A 20,925-nucleotide genomic window follows, 5' to 3' on the forward strand; every position below is an offset into this window, starting at 1 on the left:
GGATCGCCTTGTCCGCACCCATCGACAGCGCCTTGCGCAGCGCGTCCTTGGCGTCCTCGGGACCCACCGTCAACACGGTCACCTCGACGTCGTCGTCGGAGTTCTCCGAGATCTGCAGGGCCTGCTCCACCGCGTACTCGTCCAGCTCGGAGAGCAGACCGTCCACGTCGTCCCGGTCGACGGTCAGGTCATCGGCGAAGTGCCGGTCGCCCGTGGCGTCGGGCACGTACTTCACAGTGACAACGATCCTCAGACTCACGCCGGCTCTCCTACTGCATCGTCTTTTCTGGGCTGCCTCTTGCAGGCAGCATAGGCGCCTCAAGCGGCTCATCCCGGTCGGGGCGGCCGCGCGCTCCGAACGAAATATTACTCACCAGTACACCCAGCTCGCTCCCGCTAAGCAAGCGCTTTGAACTGTGACCTTCGCAACGCAGCGTAACCGGAACTCGACGCGTCCGCAGAACGAGGGGCGCGTGATCAATCCCGCAGTCCGTTGAACCCGCCCTGGTGGTAGAGGAGCGGACGGCCGGCGCCGGAGGAGTCGCCCAGGACCACCTCGGCCAGCACGATGCGGTGGTCACCGGCCGGCACGCGCGCGACGATCCGGCACACCAGCCAGACCAGGACGCCGTCCAGGACCGGGACCCCCGCATGCTCCTCGCGCCAGTCGGTGGGCGCCCCGAACCGGTCGGCGCCGCTGCGCGCGAAGGTGGCCGCGAGCTCCTCCTGGTGCTCGCCGAGGACATGGACACCGATGTGCTCGGCGGTGGATATCGCGGGCCAGCTGGAAGCACCCGTGCCGACGCCGAAGGAGAGCATCGGGGGCTGGGCGGAGACGGAGGTGAGGGACGTGGCGGTGAAGCCGACCGGGCCGTCGGCGCCGCGCGCGGTGATCACCGCGACACCGGCCGCGTGCCGCCGGAAGGCGGAGCGGAGCAGGTCGGGAGAGGCGAGCTGAGGGGTGCCGAGGTCGGGCGTGGCCGTCATGGAGTTGTCCTTCGTCTGCGGGAGGCGGCGTGGAGGAGGGTCCGGGGTGCTCAGCGACCCGGACAGCGCGCGCTCGCGGTGCGGGCCAGGTCCACATGGACCCGCCCGTAGAGAAGGATTTCGTGAGGCATACGGTCAGGCTGACGATAGGTGGTGCGCCCAGTCAAGTACGTTCCGGGATATGGGAGCTGCCTCACCGTCATCGGCATACCCGTCAGACCGCCTCTCCCAGTGCCGCGATGACGTCGGCCTTGCGGGGCTGTCCGGTGGCCCGGCGGACCACCCGGCCGTCCGCGTCGAGCACCAGCACGGTGGGCGTCTTGAGGATCTCCAGCTCGCGCACGAGGTCCAGATGGTCCTCGGCGTCGATCTCGACGTGGGCCACCCCGGGGACGATCCCGGCGACCTCGCCGAGCACCCGCCGGGTGGCCCGGCAAGGGGCGCAGAAGGCGCTGGAGAACTGCACCAGCGTGGCCCGTTCGCCGAGTTCGGCCCCCAGTTCGGCCGCTCCGAGCCGCTTGCCGTCGTCCCGCCCGCGCACCCGTACCCTCCCGCTCCGCCGCTTGTGCAGCACTCCGTATCCGCTCGCCGCCGCGAGCACCGCCAGGCACACCACCAGTCCGGTCGTCATCGCACCAGCATCGACGAGACCCGCGCCCACCGGGCTCAGCGTTCACAAGACTGCAAAGATTCCCGACTCCCCTACCGGCTCACGGGACGGAATCCTTGGTTCATGGACATCGACGCACGTGGGCCGCGGTTCGGCGCGGCCGTGACGACGGTCGTGCTGGCCGTCGCACTGATCTCCCGCAGCCCCTGGATCCTCGCCTGGCAGACACTGGCGTTCGCGCTCGGCGCGGCCGGCGGTGTGCACCGTTCGCCGTACGGCTGGGTCTTCCGGACCCTGGTACGGCCCCGGCTCGGCCCTCCTGCGGAGTTCGAGCCGCCGGAGCCGCCGCGGTTCGCGCAGGCGGTCGGACTGGTCTTCGCGGGACTCGGTCTGGTCGGATTCGCGCTGGGCGCCGCCTGGTTGGGGCTCGCGGCGACCGGGCTCGCGCTCGCCGCGGCCTTCCTCAATGCTGCGTTCGGGTACTGCCTGGGCTGCGAGATGTTCCTGCTCATGCGGCGGTTGACGGCGCGCCCGGAGTAAAGGCGGGTTAAAAGCGCGAGGTGGATCAAGGGGCCAACGTGACGAGAATCTCGCCGCGCCCGGGCACCAGGGCTGGCTCCCCGTCCGTTCTTCGGGCACGATCTGCGAGACGCCGTAAACCTACGGCTGCGTAACTTTCCCGCCGGGAGCCCCTTCCCCAGGCAGAAGCAGAAAGGGTCCGTCCCACCCATGGCAGAGCTGGTCTACCGTCCCGTCATCGGTTTCGCCAAGACGCTGTTCAAGGTCTGGGACCTCAAGATCGACTGCCAGGGGTCCGAGAACATCCCGCGCTCGGGCGGCGCTGTGCTGGTGAGCAATCACATCAGCTATCTGGACTTCGTCTTCGACGGCCTGGCGGCCCTTCCGCAGAAGCGGCTGGTGCGGTTCATGGCGAAGGAGTCGGTGTTCCGGCACCGCATCTCCGGACCGCTGATGCGCGGGATGAAGCACATCCCGGTGGACCGCACGCAGGGCGAGGCCGCCTACCAGCACGCGCTGGACTCGCTCAAGTCCGGTGAGATCGTGGGCGTCTTCCCGGAAGCCACGATCTCCCAGTCCTTCACGCTGAAGAGCTTCAAGTCGGGTGCGGCGCGGCTCGCCCAGGAGGCCGGCGTCCCGCTGATCCCGATGGCACTGTGGGGCACCCAGCGCATCTGGACCAAGGGCCAGCCGCGCAACTTCAAGCGCAACCACATCCCCATCACCATCCGGGTCGGCGAGCCGGTCGAGGCCTCGCGCGAGCAGTACGCGGGCGCCATCACCCGCCGTCTGCGCGAGCGGGTCCAGGACCTCCTGGACGCCGCCCAGCGCGCCTACCCCGCCCGCCCGAAGGACGCGACCGACACCTGGTGGCTCCCGGCACACCTGGGCGGCACGGCCCCCACGGTGGACCAGCTCAAGGCGGCCGAGGCGATCTGAGCCTCAGCCCGCCGACTCCGGCGCGCGCACCTCGATGCGGGCGCCCGGGCTGAACTTCTCCAGCAACTCGGCGAGTTCGGCGCCCGCCGACGCCACCTCGGGCACCGGCATCGGGGCGAGGGTCTCCAGCAGGAAGACGGCCGAGGTCGTCCGCTCGGTGAGGCGGGTGCGCGGGCCCTGGCGCCAGTTCCAGCGACGGCAGGTGACGCCCTCGTCGTCGCACCACACGACCTCCCCGGCGTCGGGGTGCTCGACACTCTCCTCGCCCCCGGCCACGGTCACGAAGTCCTCCTCCCCCGTGGCGCGCACCAGGCGCATCCCGCCCTGGATCAGGTCGAGGTCCTCGCCGCCGACCGGGATCAGGTGGGCGACGCTGATCGCGTTGTACAGGTCCACGAGCAGGTTGATGCGGGGCAGGCCGCCGTCCGCGAGAGCCCGCCTGGCCAGCGCCTCGGCCGAGTTGCGGGTGCGGGACGGCTTGGAACCGAACGCCGTGTAGACGGCGCGCCAGGAAGCCATGTGCGGGTCCTCGTGCGGAGCACGCCCGTCCAGGCGTACGGCGAGACGCCGGGCCGCGTCGTCGAGGAGGGCCGAACTCGCCTCGGTGCTGGGCCCGTTGACCAGTCCGTGGGCCTCGATCGCGAGGTGCGTGAAGCCGGGCGCGAGGGCGCGCACCTCGTCGGACACGGTGAGCGTGAGAGTCATCTGCCTTGCCTCAGAGTGCGGTGGGGAGCGTCTTCCAGAGAGCCGGACGGTCGGGCGCCGTCTGCAGCGCGCCCAGTACGGCCGGGTGAGGTTCAGCGTACAGGACCGGGTAGTCCATCTCATTGGACTGCGGGTCGGGGATCCAGGCCAGCCGTTCGCCGTCGAGGGAGAACCGGGCGTCGACGCCGGGCTTGTTGCCGCGCGGATCCTGCCGGTGCCAGGCGCCGTTGAAGCGGACGGCGACCAGGCCGTGCACGGCGTGGCCGGCGCCGCCGTCGTGCGCCAGCCGCTGGTAGCACAGGGCCGTGGGGATGTCCTCGGCGCGCAGCAGGGCGGCTAGGGCGTGGGCCTTGGCGTAGCAGATGCCGGTGCGCCGCTCCAGCACGTCCGAGGCGCGCCAGGTCACGTGCAGGTCGCCGGAGTCCTGGGAGTGCGGGACGGTGTCCCGTACGAATTCGTACGCGGCCCGCGCATAGGCATACGAGTCCACGGCCCCTGCGGCCAGCCGGGCGGCCGTCTCCCGGACCACGGGATGGTGATGGTCGATGACCTCGTCGGCGGCCAAGTACGCGGAAAGGTCGGCGGTGTTCTGGATCAGCTCCATGTCCGCAGAGCATAGGAATGCGATCACCCGAGAGTCAATTACTTTTCAGGTGACCGCATATCTATGCACTGGCGAGGCTGGGGCTAGCGCGCCATCTCCTCCTTGAGCGCCGCCACGAACGCGTCCACGTCCTCCTCGGTCGTGTCGAAGGCGCACATCCAGCGCACGTCCCCGGCGGCCTCGTCCCAGAAGTAGAACCGGAAGCGCTTCTGGAGGCGCACGCTCACGTCGTGCGGGAGGCGGGCGAAGACTCCGTTGGCCTGCACCGGGTGGAGGATCTCCACGCCGTGCACGGCCCGGACGCCCTCGGCGAGCCGCTGGGCCATCTCGTTGGCGTGCCGGGCGTTGCGCAGCCACAGGTCCTTGGTGAGCAGAGCCTCCAGCTGCACCGAGACGAAGCGCATCTTGGAGGCCAGCTGCATGGACAGCTTGCGCAGGTGCTTCATGTGGCTGACGGCGTCCTGGTTGATCACCACGACCGCCTCGCCGAAGATCGCGCCGTTCTTGGTGCCGCCCAGGGAGAGGATGTCGACGCCGACGGCGTTGGTGAAGGTGCGCATCGGGACGTTCAGGGAGGCCGCCGCGTTGGCTATCCGGGAGCCGTCCAGGTGCACCTTCATGCCGTGCGCGTGGGCATGCTCGCAGATCGCGCGGATCTCCTCCGGCGTGTAGAGGGTGCCCAGCTCGGTGCTCTGGGTGATCGACACCACCTGCGGCATCGCGCGGTGCTCGTCGTCCCAGCCGTACGCCTGCCGGTCGATCAGCTCCGGGGTGAGCTTGCCGTCGGGGGTGGGCACGGTGAGCAGCTTGAGGCCGCCCATGCGCTCGGGGGCACCGCCCTCGTCGACGTTGATGTGCGCGCTCTCGGCGCAGATCACCGCGCCCCAGCGGTCGGTGACCGCCTGGAGCGCGACGACGTTGGCGCCGGTGCCGTTGAAGACCGGGAAGGCCTCCGCACTCGCCCCGAAGTGGCTGCGGATGATCCGCTGGAGGTGCTCGGTGTACTCGTCCTCGCCGTAGGCCACCTGGTGGCCGTCGTTGGCCAGGGCCAGGGCGGCGAGCACCTCGGGGTGGGCTCCGGCGTAGTTGTCACTGGCGAAACCGCGGACCTGCGGGTCGTGGTGGCGACGCGCGTCGGTCTTCGGGGGGTTCACGGCTTCTCGGTCAGCCACAGACGGTTTCCGTTCACTTCGGTGGCGGGCTTGTGCCAGACGCCCTCGATGGCCTCGGCCAGGTCCTTGACGTCGGTGAAGCCCGCGAACTTCGCGTTGGGCCGCTCGGCGCGCATCGCGTCGTGCACCAACGCCTTCACCACCAGGATGGCAGCGGCGGAGGTCGGACCCTCGGGGCCCCCGGCCTTGCGGAAGTAGTCGGCCAGAGCGAGCGTCCACGCCTCGGCGGCGGCCTTGCCCGCGGCGTACGCGGCGTTGCCCGCGGTGGGCCTGCTCGCGGCGGAGGCGCTGATCAGGACGTACCGGCCGCGCTCGCTGAGCTGCAGCGCCTCGTGGAAGGCGAGGGAGGTGTGCTGCACGGTCTTGACGAGCAGCAGCTCCAGGAAGTCCCAGTCGTCCAGGCTGGTCTTGGTGAAGGTCTCGCTGCCGCGCCAGCCGCCCACCAGGTGGACGAGACCGTCGACGCGGCCGAAGTCCTTCTCGATGTGGGTGGCCCAGTCCCGCGTGGACTGGAGGTCGAGCAGGTCCACCGTGTCACCCGTGACGCTCGCGCCGCCGGACGCGTACCGCGCCGCGTCCACGGCCTCCGACAGCCGCTGCGGGTCGTTGTCGGCCCCGACCACCGTCGCGCCGGCCTCGGCCAGCCGCATCAGCGTCGCACGCCCCGCCGGACCGCCCGCGCCGGCCACCGCGATCACCGCACCACTGAGAGCCCCGTTGCCCACCATGTCGTTCCCCTCTTGAGCCGTGTTCCGGTGCCGGTCGCTCACGCGGCGACCGGCTCGGCGCTGTCCGCCGTGATGCCCTTGGTCTCTGCGATCACGTTCTTCAGTTTCCTGGACAGGGCCTCGTAGAACATGCTCAGCGGAAACTCGTCCGGAAGCACGTCGTCCACGAGCTTGCGCGGCGGGAGGGTCAGGTCCAGGGCTTCGGGACCCTTGGCCCACTTGGAGCCCGGGTGCGGGGCCAGGTAGGTGGCGACCAGCTCGTACCCGGCGAACCAGTGGACGAGCTTCGGGCGGTCGATGCCGTCCTTGTACAGCTTCTCGATCTCGGCGCACAGCTGGTTGGTGACCTGCGGGGCGCGCTCCCAGTCGATGGCGAGCTTGTTGTCGGTCCAGCGGACCACGTCGTGCTTGTGCAGGTAGGCGAAGAGCAGCTGGCCGCCGAGCCCGTCGTAGTTGCGGACGCGGTCGCCGGTGACCGGGAAGCGGAACATGCGGTCGAAGAGCACCGCGTACTGCACGTCACAGGCCTGCGGGACACCGTCGGCCGCCAGCTTCACGGCCTCCTTGAAGGCGGTGAGATCGCAGCGCAGCTCCTCCAGGCCGTACATCCAGAACGGCTGGCGCTGCTTGATCATGAACGGGTCGAAGGGCAGGTCGCCGTGGCTGTGGGTGCGGTCGTGGATCATGTCCCACAGGACGAAGGCCTCCTCGCAGCGCTTCTGGTCGTGGACCATGGCGGCGATGTCCTCCGGCAGGCTCAGGCCGAGGATGTCGACGGCCGCGTCGGTGACCCGGCGGAAGCGGGCGGCCTCGCGGTCGCAGAAGATACCGCCCCAGGAGAATCGTTCCGGCGCCTCGCGCACGGCGATGGTCTCGGGGAAGAGGACGGCGGAGTTGGTGTCGTAGCCGGCCGTGAAGTCCTCGAACGTGATGCCGCAGAACAGCGGGTTGTCGTAGCGGGTGCGCTCCAGCTCGGCCAGCCAGTCCGGCCAGACCATGCGCAGCACGACCGCCTCCAGGTTGCGGTCCGGGTTGCCGTTCTGCGTGTACATCGGGAAGACGACCAGGTGCTGGAGGCCGTCCGCGCGGCCGGCCGCGGGCTGGAAGGCCAGCAGCGAGTCGAGGAAGTCGGGCACCCGGAAGCCGTCGTCGGCCCAGCGCCGCAGGTCCGCCGCCAGGGCGCGGTGGTAGTCGGCGTCGTGCGGGAGCAGCGGGGACAGCTCCGCCACGGCCTCCACGACACGCCGTACGGCCGTCTCGGCGTCGGCCCGCGCGGGCGCGCCCTCGGCGTCGAAGTCGATCGAACCGTCCATGGACTGCCATGGCCGGATCCGCTCCACGGCTTTCTTGAGCACGGGCCACGCCGGGTGCTCGACCACCCTGGCCACGGGAGGAACCTGCCCCTCCGAACCCACCTGCACAAGAATTTCCGTCATGACCCATCCTCTACGGCAGAACCTCACGTAAGGACACCGTATGCATACGGGGTTTCTCCCAGCAAGGGGGCCCTCAGGAAATTATCCTGCGGCACCCCATCTTCACCGCGTTTTTTCCTGTGCTAAACCGTGAATGCGCTCACATCCACTACGAACGGTGAGAGGGCGTCAGATCCGCGGGACCGGACGGATCCGGCCGGTCAATGCGCGGCGGGACGCGCCCACCCCCGGGTGACCGCGAACGCGGGCACGGGCCAGACGCCGTGCGCCCGGCACACCGATCCCCCGTGTACGTACGGGTTCATCGAGGCGAGCGGCCATTAGGCTGCGCCCAACCGCGTGGACAGCGACGTCCGTCGTACGGCCCGCGCGCGTGCCCCCACCGCCGCCGTCGACGGAAGCGAGTTGAATCTTGAACTTCCTTACCATCGGTCACCGCGGAGTCATGGGCGTCGAGCCCGAGAACACCCTCCGTTCCTTCGTCGCCGCCCAGCAGGCCGGCCTCGACCTGATCGAACTCGATCTCCACCTCAGCAAGGACGGCACCCTGGTCGTCATGCACGACGCGGAGGTGGACCGCACGACCGACGGCACCGGCCCGATCGCCGAGAAGACCCTGGAGGAACTGCGCGCGCTGGACGCCGGCCGGGGCGAGCGGGTGCCGGTGTTCGAGGAGGTCCTGGACGCCGTACGGTCGCCGCTGCAGGCCGAGATCAAGGACGTGGCCGCGGCCCGCGCGCTGGCCGAGGTCATGCTGCGGCGGGACCTGGTGTCCCGGGTGGAGGTGTCGTCGTTCCACGACGAGGCCGTCGCCGAGATCGCCCGGCTGGTGCCGGGTGTGCGCACCGCGCTGATCGCCAGCCTGCCCATCGGCACCGACGTGGTCGAGCGGGCTCAGGAGGCGGGGGCGGAGACCCTCTGCCTCAACATCCGGCGGCTGACCCTGGAGGTCGTCGAGCGCGCCCGCAAGGCGGATCTGCGGGTGATCGGCTGGGTGGTGAACACCCAGGACGACCTGCGGCTGGTGCGCGCGCTGCAGCTGGACGGCGCGACGACCGACTACCCGGAGATCAAACGCACCGCCCGCTTCACCGCGTGACCTGCGGCCGGGACGTCACACCAGCGGCTTGACCAGCAGCTCGAACTGCAGGTCGTCGCGGAGCGGGATGCCGAAGCGCTCCTCGCCGTACGGGAACGGTGTCATCCTTCCCGTACGGCGGTAGCCGCGCCGCTCGTACCAGGCGATCAGGTCGTTCCGCACCGAGATCACGGTCATGTGCATCTCCGTGGCGGCCCAGTCCTCCCGGGCCCGGCGCTCCGCCTCGGCGATGACGACCTTGCCGACGCCGGCGCCCTGCAGGGCGGGGCTGACCGCGAACATGCCGAAGTAGGCGTGGGCGCCGCGGTGTTCCAGCTGGCAGCAGGCGACGACCCGGCCCTCCTGCTCGACGACGAGCAGCTTGCCGTCCGGGGTCTTGATCACCTCGAGGACGCCCTCCGGGTCGGTCCGCTGCCCGTCCAGGATGTCCGCCTCGGTGGTCCAGCCGACCCGGCTGGCGTCACCCCGGTACGCCGACTCGATCAGCGCGACGAGCACGTCCACGTCGGCGTCGGTGGCGTCGCGGAAGGTCAGGCCGGCGGCGGCGTTCTCCATGGGCGGGTACTCCGATCTCGGGCGCGGTGAGCCGGGGACGAGCCTAACGCCGCTGGTCCGCTCCGGGTTCCGGCCCCCGGGTGGCACTAGGCTCCCGTTGCATGGTGCACGTACTGAGCAGCCGAACCCTTCTCCACCCCACCGATCCCGAGGGCTCCCGCACCTTCTACGGCGAGCGGCTCGGCCTCCCCGTCTACCGCGAGTTCGGTACGGGCCCGGAGCGCGGCACGGTCTACTTCCTCGGCGGCGGCTTCCTGGAGGTCTCCGGGCGCTCCGACGCGCCCGCCTCGCCGGGCGTACAGCTGTGGCTGCAGGTCGCGGACGTCACGGCGGCGCACGAGGAGCTGCTGGCGCGGGGCGTGGAGATCGTGCGTCCACCGGTCCGGGAGCCCTGGGGCCTGGTCGAGATGTGGATCGCAGATCCGGACGGCATCAGGATCGTGCTGGTGGAGGTACCGGCCGACCATCCGCTGCGGTACCGGCCGGGGATCTAGCGCACGGCTTCCCGATGGCCGCTGTCACAGGCGGGGTCTAGCGTCGGAGGGGAGATCCCGTGTGAGGAGGGGCCATGGAGTTCGACAAGCCGGTGCCGGGTGGACCCTGCTGGACGGAGCTGGGGACCGACGATCTGGAAGGCGCCAAGCGGTTCTACACGGAGCTGTTCGGCTGGCGTCCGGAGACGGACCCGCGACAGGCGGCGGGCTGTTACACCGTGGCGCATCTCGGCGATGCGGCGGTCGCGGCGCTCACCCCGCTGTACCAGGAGTCCCAACCGGTCGCGTGGAACGTGTCGTTCGCGGTGGCCGACGCGGACGTGACCGCGCGGCTGGTTCAGGAGGCCGGCGGCACGGTGGTCGTCGGCCCGATGGACATCTTCGACGCGGGCCGCTTCTCGGTCGCCCTCGACCCCACCGGCGCGGCCTTCCAGCTGTGGGAGGCGCGGGCGTTCCCGGGCGCCGGGCTGCTCAACGCGCCCGGCACGCTCGGCTGGGTGGAGCTGGCGACCCGGGACACCGGCCGGGCCGGGAACTTCTACACCACGGTCTTCGGCTGGGGCACCCAGGGTTCCGAGCAGTACACGGAGTTCGCCGTCGGCGGGCAGGAGTTCGGCGGTATGGCCGACATGGGCGACCGGTACCCGCCGGAGGTGCCCGCGCACTGGCTGCCGTACTTCGCGACCGAGGACGTCGACGCGACGGCACGGGCGGCCGTGGCGGCGGGCGGTTCCGTGCGGGCGGAGCCGATGACGGTGCCGGACGGTCCGCGCATCGCCGTCCTGGCCGACCCGCGGGGAGCGGTGTTCGGTGTCTTCACGGAGGACGAGGAGAGCTGAGCCGACGGCCGCGCGTCCGCGGCGCGGCCGTCAGGCCCGCAGCGCGCCCATCCGGCCCTCCAGCCGTCCCAGCAACTCGGCGAGCAGCCCGGCCAGTTCGCCCTGCCCGGTGGGGGCGAGGACGGACAGCACGGCCGTCTCGTAGGCGAGTTGCTCGGGCAGGATGCCGTCGACGAGGTCACGGCCGGCGTCGGTCAGGCGGAGGTGGGCGACCCTGCGGTCCCGGCTGTCGCCACGCCGCTCGACCAGGCCCCGCTCGGTGAGCTGCTTGAGGCGTTTGGTGACGGCGGCGCCGGAGGAGAAGGTCTCCTTGGCCAGCTCGCTCGGGGTCAGTTCGTGGCCGGTACGGCGCAGCGCGCCGAGCAGGTCGAACTCGGGGCGGCTGAGGCCCGCCCGGCGCAGCGGGGCGTCCTCGGCCTGCTGGAGGAGGGCGGCGCAGCGGTTGATCCGGCCGATGACCTCCATGGGCGCGGTGTCCAGCTCGGGGTGGACGGACCGCCACTGCCGGACGACACCGGCGACCGTGTCCTCCCTGTCCGCCCCCCGTCCCGCTCCCCCGCCCGCGCCTCTGTCCGCGTCGCTGCCGGCCGCCGGTCGTCCGTTGGTCGCCGTCATGGCCGTACGTCCTCCGTTGTCCTCGCGCCGTCCCAGGAGTGCGGTTCCTGGCGTCGTACCGTCGCGGCGAGCGTACGGTGTCCGGACTGCTCGGCGAGCACGACCCGCTCCTGGGGCAGTGCGCGCTGCCACCACTCGCCGGACGCGGCGTCGGTGGCGGCGCGCAGGTCGGCCAGGGCGGCGGACAGGGTGCGCCGGGCGGTCTCCAGGGCGCGCGGGGCCGGTTGCGGCTCGGCGAGCAGCCGGGCGGCCTGCTCCCGGGCCCGTTCGACGGCGGTCAGGGCGTGCTCGATGCCGTCGCCGGCCCGGCGGTTGGTGACGACGATCGCGGTCACGAACCCGACGAGCGCGCCGACCAGGGTGTCCACGACCCGCTCGGTGATCAGCTGCCCGGCGTCCTGGGTGCGGGCGAACTCGGTGATGAGCAGGGCCATCGGGGTGACGCAGACGCTGCCGAGCCAGTAGTTGCGGCCGATCAGCGCCTCCGCGCCGAAGTTGAAGGCGAGGCAGCACAGCACCAGGGCGGCCGGGTGCAGATGGGCGAAGGGGACGACGGCGGCGAAGACCAGGACGCCGAGGAGGTTGCCGACGACGCGCTGGACGCCCCGGCTCCAGGTGAGGGTGACATTGGCCTGGTAGAGGGAGGCGGCGGTGACCAGCGCCCAGTAGGGGCGGCCGACGCCGAGGGCCAGGGAGGCGTAGCCGGCGAGGGCGCAGCCGAGCGCGGTGCGCGCGGCGAGGGGGGCGAGCGGGCCGAGCCGGTGCCACAACGGGCGCGGGGGTGCGGCGAGTTCGGCGTCGATGCCGAGGAGTTCGTCGTCGGCGCCGGCCACCCGCGGGATGCGTCCGGTGCCGCGCAGGTCGCGGGCCCAGCCGCGCAGCCGCCCGGGGTCGGCGTCGGCGGGGGCGGCGAGGGCGACCTCGGCGCGGACGACGAGGTGTTCCAGGGCGCGCCGGGTGCGGTCGGTGCGGGCGCCGGTGGCGAGCAGGGACTGCCAGGCGGCCTGCACGGCGGCGGCCGCGGCGGCACGGGCCTTCGCGTGGCCGTCGCCGGTGCCGCGGGTGGCCGCGTAGGCGGCGGTGGCGTTCAGGGCGTGGGCGGTGGCCCGGCGTTCGGGGCCGTGCGGGCGCAGCAGCCCGGGCGCCATGCCGACCAGCCAGGCCCAGGCGCCCGCCGCCAGCGCGAGGCCGACATGGGCGGGTACCTGGCCGAGGCTCTGCGGGGCGAACAGCGAGGCGGAGGTGATGAAGGTGAGGACCACGTTCCCGGGCGGGCCGACCCGGCCGGCGTCGCACAGCGTCTTCTGTACGGCGGCCATGAGCGCGCCGACGGTGACCAGGACGACCGCGTTCGTGGTGAGCGACGCGGCGACCAGGGCGAGGGCGAGGCCGCCGACCATGCCGAGCACGACCCGGGCCAGGGTGCGGGCCCGTGCGGGATAGGGGCGGTTGTGGCCGTAGAGGGCGCACAGCGACCCGGCCATCGTGTACATCGCCAGGTCGAGACGGCCGAGGGCCAACAGCGTCAGATTGGGCGGGGCGACCGCGGCGACCACGCTGAGCGCGGGCTTGAACCAGATGTCGGAGGGCCGGCCGAGGCGCAGCACCCCGGTGAGGGGAAGGGGTCGGGTCGCGGTGCTCATACCCATGAACTTAGCATGTGTTTTACTCGTAAAACAACCTCGTTCACCTGCTGTGCTCCGCCGAATGCTCCCCGTGTACACCCTTGCGCCCGCGTGCGCGCCACACCGGCGGGGCATCGCATCCATCGATGCGACGTCGAGCGGGGAGGTGCGCGTGCACGGACCGGCTTCGCCCGGCTGGCTGCTGGTCGCGCTGTGCGCGGCGACCGGGGCCTACTGCCTGCTGCGGATGCGCAGCAGCGTCGAGGAACAGCGGCGCGCCGCGGGCGGCGAGGCGCTGATGGGGTTCGGCATGGCCGCGATGGCCGTGCCCGCGACCGTCTACACACCGCCGCCGTGGGCATGGCCGCTGTACGCGGCGGTGTTCGGCGCGGCGGCGCTGCGCGCGCTGTGGAGCGCCCGCAGCAGCCCGCACCATCTGCACCACCTGGTGGGGGCGGCGGCGATGGTCTACATGGCGGTGGTGATGGCGGCCTCCCCCGGCGCCCACCACCACGGCGGCGCCGGAGTCCCGCTGGTGACCGGGCCGTTGCTGCTCTACTTCACCGGTTACGTCCTGGTGTCCGGTGCGCGGCTGGTTCCGGTCGCGGTGGCGGCCGCCGGGACCGGGGCGGCCCGCTGGGGCGACCGGCCCGAACTGGCGCGGGCGTGCCGGCTCTCCATGGGCATCGGCATGGTGGCGATGCTGCTGGCCCTGTGAGCATCCGACGGCACGCCCGGCGCAAACGTTGCCTGCGTCACTTTGGCGCAATGGCCTGTACCCCTGAGCGCTCGCCCGCTCATAGGGTGCTGGCCATGATGGTCCCTGTGGCACTGCTGCTGCTCGGCGCCCTGACCGCCGTCGCCGGCCCCCGGCTGCTCGCCCGGGCCGACTGGTCGGACCGGGAGCCGGTGGTCGCCCTGTGGGTGTGGCAGTGCGTGGTGGCGGCCGTACTCCTGTGCTGCGCGCTGTCGATGACGCTGAGCGCGGCGGCGGCCTGGCAGGCGGTGCGCGGGCAGATGTTCGCGAGCGCCCCCAGCGGGGTGATGGACGCCTACGCGCTCGGTACGACCGGCCCGTGGGCGGCGGCGACCGCGGTGACCCTCGCCTGTGCCGGGCTCTGGAGCGGGGCGATGCTGGTGCGTGAGGTCCTGCGCGCCCGGGTCGGGCGGCAGCAGCAGCAGGCCGAACTCCTGGTCCGCGCACCGCTGCTGCCCGGCGAGGAAGCGGCAGGCGGCCGTCTCGTCGTCCTGGAGGGCGAGCGGCCCGACGCCTGGTGGCTGCCCGGTCCGGCGCCCCGGCTCGTCGTCACCACGGCCGCGTTGCGCCGCCTGAAGGGCCGTCAGCTGGACGCCGTGCTCGCCCATGAGCAGGGTCACGCCCAGGCCCGGCACGACTGGCTGCTGCACTGCTCGGCCGCGCTGGCGGGCGGGTTCCCGCAGGTCCCGGTGTTCGCCGCGTTCCGCGACGAGATGCACCGGCTGGTCGAACTGGCCGCCGACGACATGGCCTCCCGCCGGCACGGCCGCCTCACCACCGCGCTCGCCCTGGTCGAACTCAACGAGGACCGGGGCGTGTTCGGCCCCGGCCCGACCCCGCACGCCCATGTCCCGCAACGCGTCCACCGGTTGCTCACTGCCCCGGACCGCCTCCCCGCCCGGCACCGGCTGCGGCTGACCGCGACGGCCGCCCTGGTCCCGGTGATCCCGGTACTGGTGGCGCTCGTGCCCGGTCTGCGCGCGCTCGGGTAACGCCGTACCCATCGGGGGAATTGCCCTCCGGGCAATGATTCGGCAAAGATCACGCCATGCGCCCCCCAGCCAGCGACCGCCCCGCCCCACTGCTCACGACCGCCGTTCTCGCCCTCTCCTCGGCGCTGCTGCTCGCCCTCGTCGCCGGCGAGTGGCCCCCGTTGGTCGCGCTGGACGAGGGCATCGCGGACACCACCCACCGCTGGGCCGTGGCGGACCACGGCACCACCCAGGTGCTGCGCATACTGACGGACTGGGTCTGGGACCCGCTGACCATGCGCCTGCTGTGCGCGGCGGTCGCGGTGTGGCTGGTGTGGCGGCGCTCGGCGTGGTGGACCGCGCTGTGGCTGGCCCTGACCTGCGCCCTGGGCACGGCCGCCCAGCAGTCCCTGAAGGCCGCCGTCGGCCGCCCCCGCCCGCAGTGGCCCGACCCGGTCGACTCCGCCCACTACGCCGCCTTCCCCTCCGGGCACACCATGACGGCCACCGTGGTCTGCGGCCTGCTGCTGTGGCTGCTGCACCGCGGCGGCACCGGCCGCACGCTGTGGCGGACGGCCCTGACCGCGGCCGGGGTCTCGGTCGTCGGCGTCGGCCTGACCCGGGTCTGGCTCGGCGTCCACTGGCCCTCGGACGTGCTCGGCGGCTGGCTGCTCGGGGCCCTGGTGGTGGCCCTCGCGGTGCTGGCGTACGAGTGGGAGCGGGACGGCCGGAAGCATCCTCACTAGCGGACGATCCCGTTCGGGACCGGCCGGCCGATCAACGTGCCTACGATCGCCGGGCGGCCCGGGGAGACTCCCGCGGCGCCGCTGAAGGAGGGGGTACTTTGTCCAGCATTTCCAGACGGTCCCTGCTCGGATACTCGGGGACGGCGGCCGCCGGCGCGGTGGTCGGCACGGCGACATCGGCGGAGCAGGCGCAGGCCGCGGAGACGGAGACGGCCTCGGCGGTGTTCCCGGACGGGACGCTCTTCACCGGCGGCTCCAGCATCGCCGACGCCGACACCTACCTGACGATCAAGTTCAGCGTCGAGACGAACGCCTCGGACGCGTCGGGCAACCACATCGACCCCGTTGAACTCGCGAATCTGCTCAGCGACTTCGCCGTCAGCCGGGGCTGGCCGGCGGTCGGCTTCTACGGCACCCCGGTGCCCGCCAAGCTGAACTGACCCGCAGGTAGAGTCCGGCGCATGACTGCCGTGCTCTTCGACTTCTCCGGGACCCTCTTCCGTATCGAGTCCACCGACTCCTGGCTGCGGACGGTGCTCGCCGAGGCCGGAAGGGAGCTCCCCGAGGAGGAGCTGGCGGGAGCGGCGCGGGCGCTGGAGATGGCCGGGGCGCAGCCCGGCGGGGCGAACCCGGCCGAGCTGCCCGAGGAGCTGGCCGCGGTGTGGGCGGTCCGGGACGAGAGCGCGCAGGCGCACCGGGCCGCGTACACCGGGCTGTCCCGCCGGGTGGCGCTGCCGGATGCGGCCCTGCACGACGCGCTGTACGAGCGGCACATGTCCCCGGCCGCCTGGACGCCGTACCCGGACACCGCCGAGGTGCTCCGCACACTGCGCGCGCACGGGATCGCGGTCGGCGTGGTCAGCAACATCGGCTGGGACCTGCGCCCGGTCTTCCGCGCGCACGGGCTCGACGCCTACGTGGACGCGTACGTGCTGTCGTACGAACACGGTGTCCAGAAGCCGGATCCGCGGCTGTTCACGGTCGCTCTGGAGGCGCTCGGGGCCGAGCCGGCGCAGACGCTGATGGTCGGGGACAGCAGGCCCGCCGACGGCGGGGCGGCGGCGCTCGGGTGCCGGGTGCACTTCGTGGAGCATCTGCCGGCGGCGGAACGGCCGGACGCGCTGCTGCCCGTCCTCGACCTGGTGGGCGCGGCCCGCCGACAGGTCACGCCCACCCAGACCTGACCTGTCGCGCCGTCCGCCCGAGACGCTCCCCCGTGTCGCCTCGGACGGACGGCAGCCCTGAACAGGCCCCGCGCAGGGCGGTGCCGACTGCGTCGATTATAGTTGGCTGGCAGCCAGTCAACGCAGGAGTTCCAGCATGTCCCCGCGCAGCGCCTCGGTCAATGAAGAGTTGCGCAGGCGTTCCCGGGAGCGGCTGCTCCAGGCCGCGGTCGAGCTGGTCGACGAGCACGGTTTCGAGGCCACCACGCTGGGCGCCATCGCCGACCGGGCGGGTTCCGCGCGCGGCTTGGTGTCGTACTACTTCCCCGGCAAGCGCCAGCTGGTGCAGTCCGCCGTGCACCGGCTGATGCACCGCACGCTGGAGGAGGCGCTGGAGCAGGAGCCGCACACCGAGGACGGCCGGGAGCGGCTGGCCCGGGCCATCGACTCGATCCTCGGACTGGCGCGGGAGCGGCCGGTGCTGATGCGCCAGCACATGGCGGGGCTGCTGCAGGCGGAGGGCTTCGTGCAGTGCCCGGAGCAGCGCCGGCTCGCCGAGCTGCTGGGCGAGACCGTCGCCCGCTACGGCTCGCAGGAGGTCGCGGCCGACTACCCGATGCTGCGCGCCCTGCTGATGGGGGCGGTGTACGCGGCGCTGGTGCCCGGGGTGCCGATGGCGATCCCGACGCTGCGGGCGGAGTTGTTCGAACGCTACGGGCTCGACTGGGAGCTGGGTGTGCCACCGGACTCCACGCCCGTTACCGAACGGCGGGACCTCTCCCGGTTCTTCGCCACGGAGGACCGCGGGGAGCCCGAACGGCCGTAGTCAGCGGCGGGCGTGACCGGGCGTCAGGAAGCCCGCGTCGCGTGCCTGCGCGATGAGCCGGAGCGACCGGCGGCGGCTGTGCCCCGTCGCGCACATCACCGCGAGCACGGGGTCGAGGCCCTCCGCCTGTGCGGCCCGGTACTCCTGGGCGACCAGCCAGCGCCCCTCGATGCCGCGCGGCCAGGGCGGCCGGGCGCGCCGCGCACCGCCCGACTCGCCGCCCTCCTCGGCCTCTTCGGGCTCCTCGTCCGCGTAGGACTCCATCCCGCACGCCTTGCAGAGCGGCTCCTCGATCCAGTCGGCGAGCACCGTCAGATCGGCCAGGGAGAGCGCGGGCCGCGCCTTGACGTCCTCGATGGACACCCGCCCCTCGGCCACCACGGCCAGCGCGTCGACCCGCGCGCCGTCGCCGAAGACCAGCCCGACCTGGAACCACGCCGTGGCTCCCGTGTGCTCCTGCACCTCCCAGGCGGGCGACACGGACACCGTGCCGTCCTCCGCACGCCGATCGGAAAGATTAAGAAACGATGTTTCCAGCACGTACGTAACGTAACCTCATGATCACACTCCGAACCGACGGACACGCGTCCGCTTCACCCCTGCGGCCCCTGTCGAGGCGGTCGGGCCGGTGGGATGCTGGAGCCACCAGCCCCTCGGGCAAGGAGTCCCCCCGTGTTGCGTGTCGCCGTCGTCGGCTCCGGGCCGAGCGGGTGCTACACCGCCCAGAACCTGGTCCAGCTCGACCCCACCGTGGTCGTGGACGTCCTGGACCGGCTGCCGTGCCCGTACGGTCTCGTGCGGTACGGCGTCGCCCCGGACCACGAGAAGATCAAGTCGCTGCAGGGAAATCTGCGCACGGTCCTGGAGCACGAGCGGGTGCGGTTCCTCGGCGGGGTACGGGTCGGGGGCCGGGGCGGGCTGCCGGTGGAGCGGCTGCGGGAGCTGTACCACGCGGTGGTGTACTGCGTGGGCGCCGCCACCGACCGTCGGCTCGGGATTCCCGGTGAGGAGCTGCCGGGCAGCTGGTCGGCGACGGAGTTCGTGTCCTGGTACAGCGCGCATCCGGACGCGGTCGACGCCGGGTTCGTGCGCGACGCCCGGTCGGCGGTGGTCATCGGGGTCGGCAACGTCGCGGTCGACGTGGCGCGGATGCTGGCCCGGGGCGCGGCGGAGCTGAGCCCGACCGACATGCCGCAGGCGGCCCTGACGGCACTGGCGGCGAGCCGCATAAGAGACGTCCACGTGGTGGGCCGGCGGGGGCCCTCGCAGGCCCGGTTCACCACCAAGGAGCTGCGCGAGCTGGGCGGCCTGCCGGGCACCGAAGTCCTGCTGGATCCGGACGAGTTGGCGCTCGACCCGGCCTACGCCGACCCCTCCGCGCTGCCCGCCGCCCAACGGCGCAACATCGAGGTGCTGCGGAACTGGGGCGGCGCCGGCGGCCGGGGCGCGGAGCGCAGCATCTGGCTCCGCTTCTTCCTGCGCCCGGTCGAGATCCTCGACGACGGCGGGCGGGTGGGCGCGGTGCTCTTCGAGCGCACCGAGCTCGACGCGCGCGGCCGGGTACGGGGCACCGGGCAGTACGAGACGGTCGAGACGCAGCTGGTGCTGCGTTCGGTGGGCTATCGCGGGGTGCCGCTGGACGGGCTCCCCTTCGACGAGGAGACCGGCACCGTTCCGCACGCGGCGGGCCGGGTCCTGGCCGGCTGCTTCAGCGTGCCGGGCGACTACGTGGCAGGCTGGATCAAGCGCGGGCCCACCGGCGTCATCGGCACCAACCGGCCGGACGCCAAGGAGACGGTGATGTCCCTGCTCGAGGACGCGCCGCTGCTGCTGCGCCGGGAGGTGGCCGGGGACCCGGTGGCCGCGCTGCGCTCGGCGGGCATCGAGCCGGTCGAGTGGACGGGATGGCAGGCGATCGAGCGGGCCGAGGCGGCGCTCGGGGCGCGGCTCGGCCGGAGCGTGGTCAAGCTGGCCGACTGGGACTCCCTGCTGGCGGCGGCGCGCACGAGGTCGTAGCGGAGTCGACCGCGATCCGGTGGGCATGACACGTATCGGCAACGAGTCGGAAATCAACAAACTGTTCAAGCCGCTTACGGTCTCGTGCTGTCCGGATGTCGTCCCCGCTCTGGAGTCGCCATGGCCACCACCACCGCCCCCGTCCATCCCGTCGACGAGGTCCCGCCCGTACGGCAGTTGGCCGCGTTCGGCCTGCAGCATGTGCTCGCGATGTACGCGGGCGCGGTCGCCGTCCCGCTGATCGTGGGCGGTGCGATGAAGCTGTCGCCCGCCGACCTGGCGTATCTGATCACCGCCGACCTGCTGGTGTGCGGCATCGCGACGCTCATCCAGTGCGTCGGCGTCTGGCGCTTCGGCGTCCGGCTGCCGATCATGCAGGGCTGTACGTTCGCGGCGGTGTCGCCGATGGTCCTCATCGGGACGACGGGCGGCGGACTGCCCGCGATCTACGGCTCGGTGATCGTCGCGGGTCTGGCGATCATGCTGCTCGCGCCGGTCTTCGGCAGACTGCTGCGCTTCTTCCCGCCCCTGGTCACCGGTACGGTCATCCTGATCATCGGGGTCTCGCTGCTGCCGGTCGCGGGCAACTGGGCGGCGGGCGGGGCCGGCGCGAAGGACTTCGGGGAGCCGAAGAACCTGGCGCTGGCGGCCTTCGTCCTCGCCGTGGTGATAGGCGTGCAGCGGTTCGCCCCCGCCTACCTCGCCCGGATCGCGGTCCTGATCGGCATCGCGGTGGGGCTGGCGGTGGCCGTGCCGTTCGGGTTCACGGACTTCAGCGGGGTCGGGGACGCCGACTGGCTGGGCATCAGCACGCCGTTCCACTTCGGGGCGCCCACCTTCAGGGCGTCCGCGATCATCTCCATGCTGGTGGTGGCCCTGGTCACGATGACCGAGACGACGGGTGACCTGATCGCGGTCGGCGAGATGACCGGCCGCAAGGTCGGGCCGCGCTCCCTCGCCGACGGTCTGCGCGCTGACGGCCTCTCGACCGTCCTGGGCGGGGTCTTCAACACCTTCCCGTACACGGCGTACGCGCAGAACGTGGGCCTGGTCGGCATGACCCGGGTGCGCAGCCGCTGGGTGGTCGCGGCGGCCGGCGGCATCCTGGTGCTGCTCGGTCTGCTGCCCAAGCTGGGCGCGGTGGTCGCGGCGATACCGGCTCCGGTGCTGGGCGGCGCGGGTCTGGTGATGTTCGGGACGGTCGCGGCGAGCGGTCTGCGCACCCTCGCGTCGGTGGAGTTCGAGGACAACCACAATCTGACGGTGGTGGCCGTCTCGGTCGCGATCGGCGTGCTGCCGGTGGGTGTGCCGACGGTCTACGAGAAGTTCCCGGACTGGTTCCAGACGGTGATGAACAGCGGCATCAGCGCGGGCTGCCTCACCGCGATCGTCCTGAACCTGCTCTTCAACCACCTGCCCGCGAAGGCGGACCCGGCCCCGGGCAGCGTGTCGGCCGGGGCCGAGGCCGCCTAGACCGCCGACGCCGTCGAGATCCACCGCGACCCGGACCTGCCTGCCC

General features: G+C 72.2%; 25 protein-coding genes. 13 read left to right on the plus strand and 12 right to left on the minus strand.

The window, feature by feature from the left end:
* The 3 genes from ACFZDK_RS25525 to ACFZDK_RS25535 all read right to left on the minus strand — a co-directional run.
* A partial coding sequence (locus ACFZDK_RS25525) for an electron transfer flavoprotein subunit beta/FixA family protein (RefSeq protein WP_390975922.1) occupies nt 1-259 on the minus strand: 259 nt, incomplete at its 3' end.
* 218 nt (nt 260-477) lie between these two features.
* On the minus strand, nt 478-987 hold the full coding sequence (locus ACFZDK_RS25530) for a flavin reductase (protein WP_390975924.1): 510 nt from the start codon (nt 985-987) through the stop codon (nt 478-480).
* 214 nt (nt 988-1,201) lie between these two features.
* Nucleotides 1,202-1,618 (minus strand): thioredoxin domain-containing protein, encoded by a 417-nt coding sequence (locus ACFZDK_RS25535; RefSeq protein ID WP_390975926.1) that lies wholly within the window; start codon nt 1,616-1,618, stop codon nt 1,202-1,204.
* Between the two features lie 102 nt (nt 1,619-1,720).
* Here ACFZDK_RS25535 and ACFZDK_RS25540 point away from each other — a divergent pair, with 102 nt between their 5' ends.
* Together ACFZDK_RS25540 and ACFZDK_RS25545 are read left to right on the plus strand one after the other, a co-directional pair.
* Entirely contained in the window at nt 1,721-2,137 is a 417-nt protein-coding gene (locus tag ACFZDK_RS25540; protein WP_390975928.1) for a DUF4395 family protein, read from the plus strand.
* Nucleotides 2,138-2,326: 189 nt separating this feature from the next.
* A complete protein-coding gene (locus ACFZDK_RS25545; RefSeq protein ID WP_390975930.1) occupies nt 2,327-3,055 on the plus strand; it encodes a 1-acyl-sn-glycerol-3-phosphate acyltransferase in 729 nt (242 codons plus the stop codon).
* Between the two features lie 3 nt (nt 3,056-3,058).
* On the opposite strand, the gene ACFZDK_RS25550 is transcribed toward ACFZDK_RS25545, so the two are convergent.
* The 5 genes from ACFZDK_RS25550 to ACFZDK_RS25570 form a co-directional block, all read right to left on the minus strand.
* Complete coding sequence (locus ACFZDK_RS25550) at nt 3,059-3,760, minus strand: phenylalanine--tRNA ligase beta subunit-related protein (protein ID WP_390975931.1); 702 nt, start codon at nt 3,758-3,760, stop codon at nt 3,059-3,061.
* 10 nt (nt 3,761-3,770) lie between these two features.
* Nucleotides 3,771-4,364, minus strand: a complete 594-nt coding sequence (locus ACFZDK_RS25555) for a transglutaminase domain-containing protein (RefSeq protein WP_390975933.1) — start codon at nt 4,362-4,364, stop codon at nt 3,771-3,773.
* Between the two features lie 83 nt (nt 4,365-4,447).
* Complete coding sequence (locus tag ACFZDK_RS25560; protein ID WP_390975934.1) at nt 4,448-5,518, minus strand: beta-eliminating lyase-related protein; 1,071 nt, start codon at nt 5,516-5,518, stop codon at nt 4,448-4,450.
* The gene (locus ACFZDK_RS25565; protein WP_390976488.1) at nt 5,515-6,261 is read right to left on the minus strand and encodes an SDR family NAD(P)-dependent oxidoreductase; all 747 of its coding nucleotides are present in this window, start codon (nt 6,259-6,261) and stop codon (nt 5,515-5,517) included. Before ACFZDK_RS25565 ends, ACFZDK_RS25560 begins: the two co-directional genes overlap by 4 nt.
* Nucleotides 6,262-6,302: 41 nt before the next feature.
* Nucleotides 6,303-7,700, minus strand: a complete 1,398-nt coding sequence (locus ACFZDK_RS25570) for a DUF6421 family protein (protein WP_390975936.1) — start codon at nt 7,698-7,700, stop codon at nt 6,303-6,305.
* 412 nt (nt 7,701-8,112) lie between these two features.
* Here ACFZDK_RS25570 and ACFZDK_RS25575 point away from each other — a divergent pair, with 412 nt between their 5' ends.
* Entirely contained in the window at nt 8,113-8,799 is a 687-nt protein-coding gene (locus tag ACFZDK_RS25575; protein WP_390975938.1) for a glycerophosphodiester phosphodiesterase family protein, read from the plus strand.
* A gap of 15 nt (nt 8,800-8,814) precedes the next feature.
* Here the strand turns inward: ACFZDK_RS25575 and ACFZDK_RS25580 are convergent, their stop codons facing one another.
* Entirely contained in the window at nt 8,815-9,354 is a 540-nt protein-coding gene (locus ACFZDK_RS25580) for a GNAT family N-acetyltransferase (protein WP_390975940.1), read from the minus strand.
* A 101-nt stretch (nt 9,355-9,455) separates the two neighbouring features.
* Between ACFZDK_RS25580 and ACFZDK_RS25585 the strand changes: the two genes are divergently transcribed.
* Together ACFZDK_RS25585 and ACFZDK_RS25590 are read left to right on the plus strand one after the other, a co-directional pair.
* Nucleotides 9,456-9,848, plus strand: a complete 393-nt coding sequence (locus tag ACFZDK_RS25585) for a VOC family protein (protein ID WP_390975942.1) — start codon at nt 9,456-9,458, stop codon at nt 9,846-9,848.
* Between the two features lie 74 nt (nt 9,849-9,922).
* Nucleotides 9,923-10,687, plus strand: a complete 765-nt coding sequence (locus ACFZDK_RS25590; protein WP_390975944.1) for a VOC family protein — start codon at nt 9,923-9,925, stop codon at nt 10,685-10,687.
* A 30-nt stretch (nt 10,688-10,717) separates the two neighbouring features.
* Here ACFZDK_RS25590 and ACFZDK_RS25595 read toward each other — a convergent pair whose 3' ends face one another.
* Entirely contained in the window at nt 10,718-11,302 is a 585-nt protein-coding gene (locus ACFZDK_RS25595; RefSeq protein ID WP_390975946.1) for a MarR family transcriptional regulator, read from the minus strand.
* Nucleotides 11,299-12,945 (minus strand): FUSC family protein, encoded by a 1,647-nt coding sequence (locus ACFZDK_RS25600; protein ID WP_390975947.1) that lies wholly within the window; start codon nt 12,943-12,945, stop codon nt 11,299-11,301. The genes ACFZDK_RS25595 and ACFZDK_RS25600 overlap by 4 nt, the downstream gene beginning before the upstream one ends.
* Before the next feature lie 154 nt (nt 12,946-13,099).
* Here ACFZDK_RS25600 and ACFZDK_RS25605 point away from each other — a divergent pair, with 154 nt between their 5' ends.
* The 6 genes from ACFZDK_RS25605 to ACFZDK_RS25630 all read left to right on the plus strand — a co-directional run bounded on the left by ACFZDK_RS25605 (nt 13,100) and on the right by ACFZDK_RS25630 (nt 17,390).
* A complete protein-coding gene (locus ACFZDK_RS25605) occupies nt 13,100-13,645 on the plus strand; it encodes a DUF5134 domain-containing protein (protein ID WP_390975949.1) in 546 nt (181 codons plus the stop codon).
* A 95-nt stretch (nt 13,646-13,740) separates the two neighbouring features.
* A complete protein-coding gene (locus ACFZDK_RS25610; RefSeq protein ID WP_390975951.1) occupies nt 13,741-14,676 on the plus strand; it encodes a M48 family metalloprotease in 936 nt (311 codons plus the stop codon).
* A 56-nt stretch (nt 14,677-14,732) separates the two neighbouring features.
* Nucleotides 14,733-15,401, plus strand: a complete 669-nt coding sequence (locus tag ACFZDK_RS25615) for a phosphatase PAP2 family protein (RefSeq protein ID WP_390975953.1) — start codon at nt 14,733-14,735, stop codon at nt 15,399-15,401.
* A 98-nt stretch (nt 15,402-15,499) separates the two neighbouring features.
* Nucleotides 15,500-15,841 (plus strand): twin-arginine translocation signal domain-containing protein, encoded by a 342-nt coding sequence (locus tag ACFZDK_RS25620; RefSeq protein ID WP_390975955.1) that lies wholly within the window; start codon nt 15,500-15,502, stop codon nt 15,839-15,841.
* A 21-nt stretch (nt 15,842-15,862) separates the two neighbouring features.
* Nucleotides 15,863-16,585, plus strand: coding sequence for an HAD-IA family hydrolase (locus ACFZDK_RS25625; protein ID WP_390975958.1), 723 nt, complete (start codon nt 15,863-15,865; stop codon nt 16,583-16,585).
* 136 nt (nt 16,586-16,721) lie between these two features.
* Nucleotides 16,722-17,390 carry a TetR family transcriptional regulator gene (locus ACFZDK_RS25630; protein WP_390975960.1) on the plus strand — a complete coding sequence of 223 codons (669 nt, stop codon included), beginning with the start codon at nt 16,722-16,724 and terminating at the stop codon, nt 17,388-17,390.
* On the opposite strand, the gene ACFZDK_RS25635 is transcribed toward ACFZDK_RS25630, so the two are convergent.
* A complete protein-coding gene (locus ACFZDK_RS25635) occupies nt 17,391-17,876 on the minus strand; it encodes a DUF6214 family protein (RefSeq protein WP_390975962.1) in 486 nt (161 codons plus the stop codon).
* Nucleotides 17,877-18,062: 186 nt separating this feature from the next.
* Here ACFZDK_RS25635 and ACFZDK_RS25640 point away from each other — a divergent pair, with 186 nt between their 5' ends.
* Together ACFZDK_RS25640 and ACFZDK_RS25645 are read left to right on the plus strand one after the other, a co-directional pair.
* On the plus strand, nt 18,063-19,406 hold the full coding sequence (locus tag ACFZDK_RS25640) for an FAD-dependent oxidoreductase (protein ID WP_390975964.1): 1,344 nt from the start codon (nt 18,063-18,065) through the stop codon (nt 19,404-19,406).
* Between the two features lie 120 nt (nt 19,407-19,526).
* Nucleotides 19,527-20,879 (plus strand): solute carrier family 23 protein, encoded by a 1,353-nt coding sequence (locus ACFZDK_RS25645; RefSeq protein ID WP_390975966.1) that lies wholly within the window; start codon nt 19,527-19,529, stop codon nt 20,877-20,879.
* Nucleotides 20,880-20,925: the final 46 nt, after the last annotated feature.

This window comes from Streptomyces sp. NPDC007901 (assembly GCF_042959465.1).
Taxonomy (GTDB): domain Bacteria; phylum Actinomycetota; class Actinomycetes; order Streptomycetales; family Streptomycetaceae; genus Streptomyces.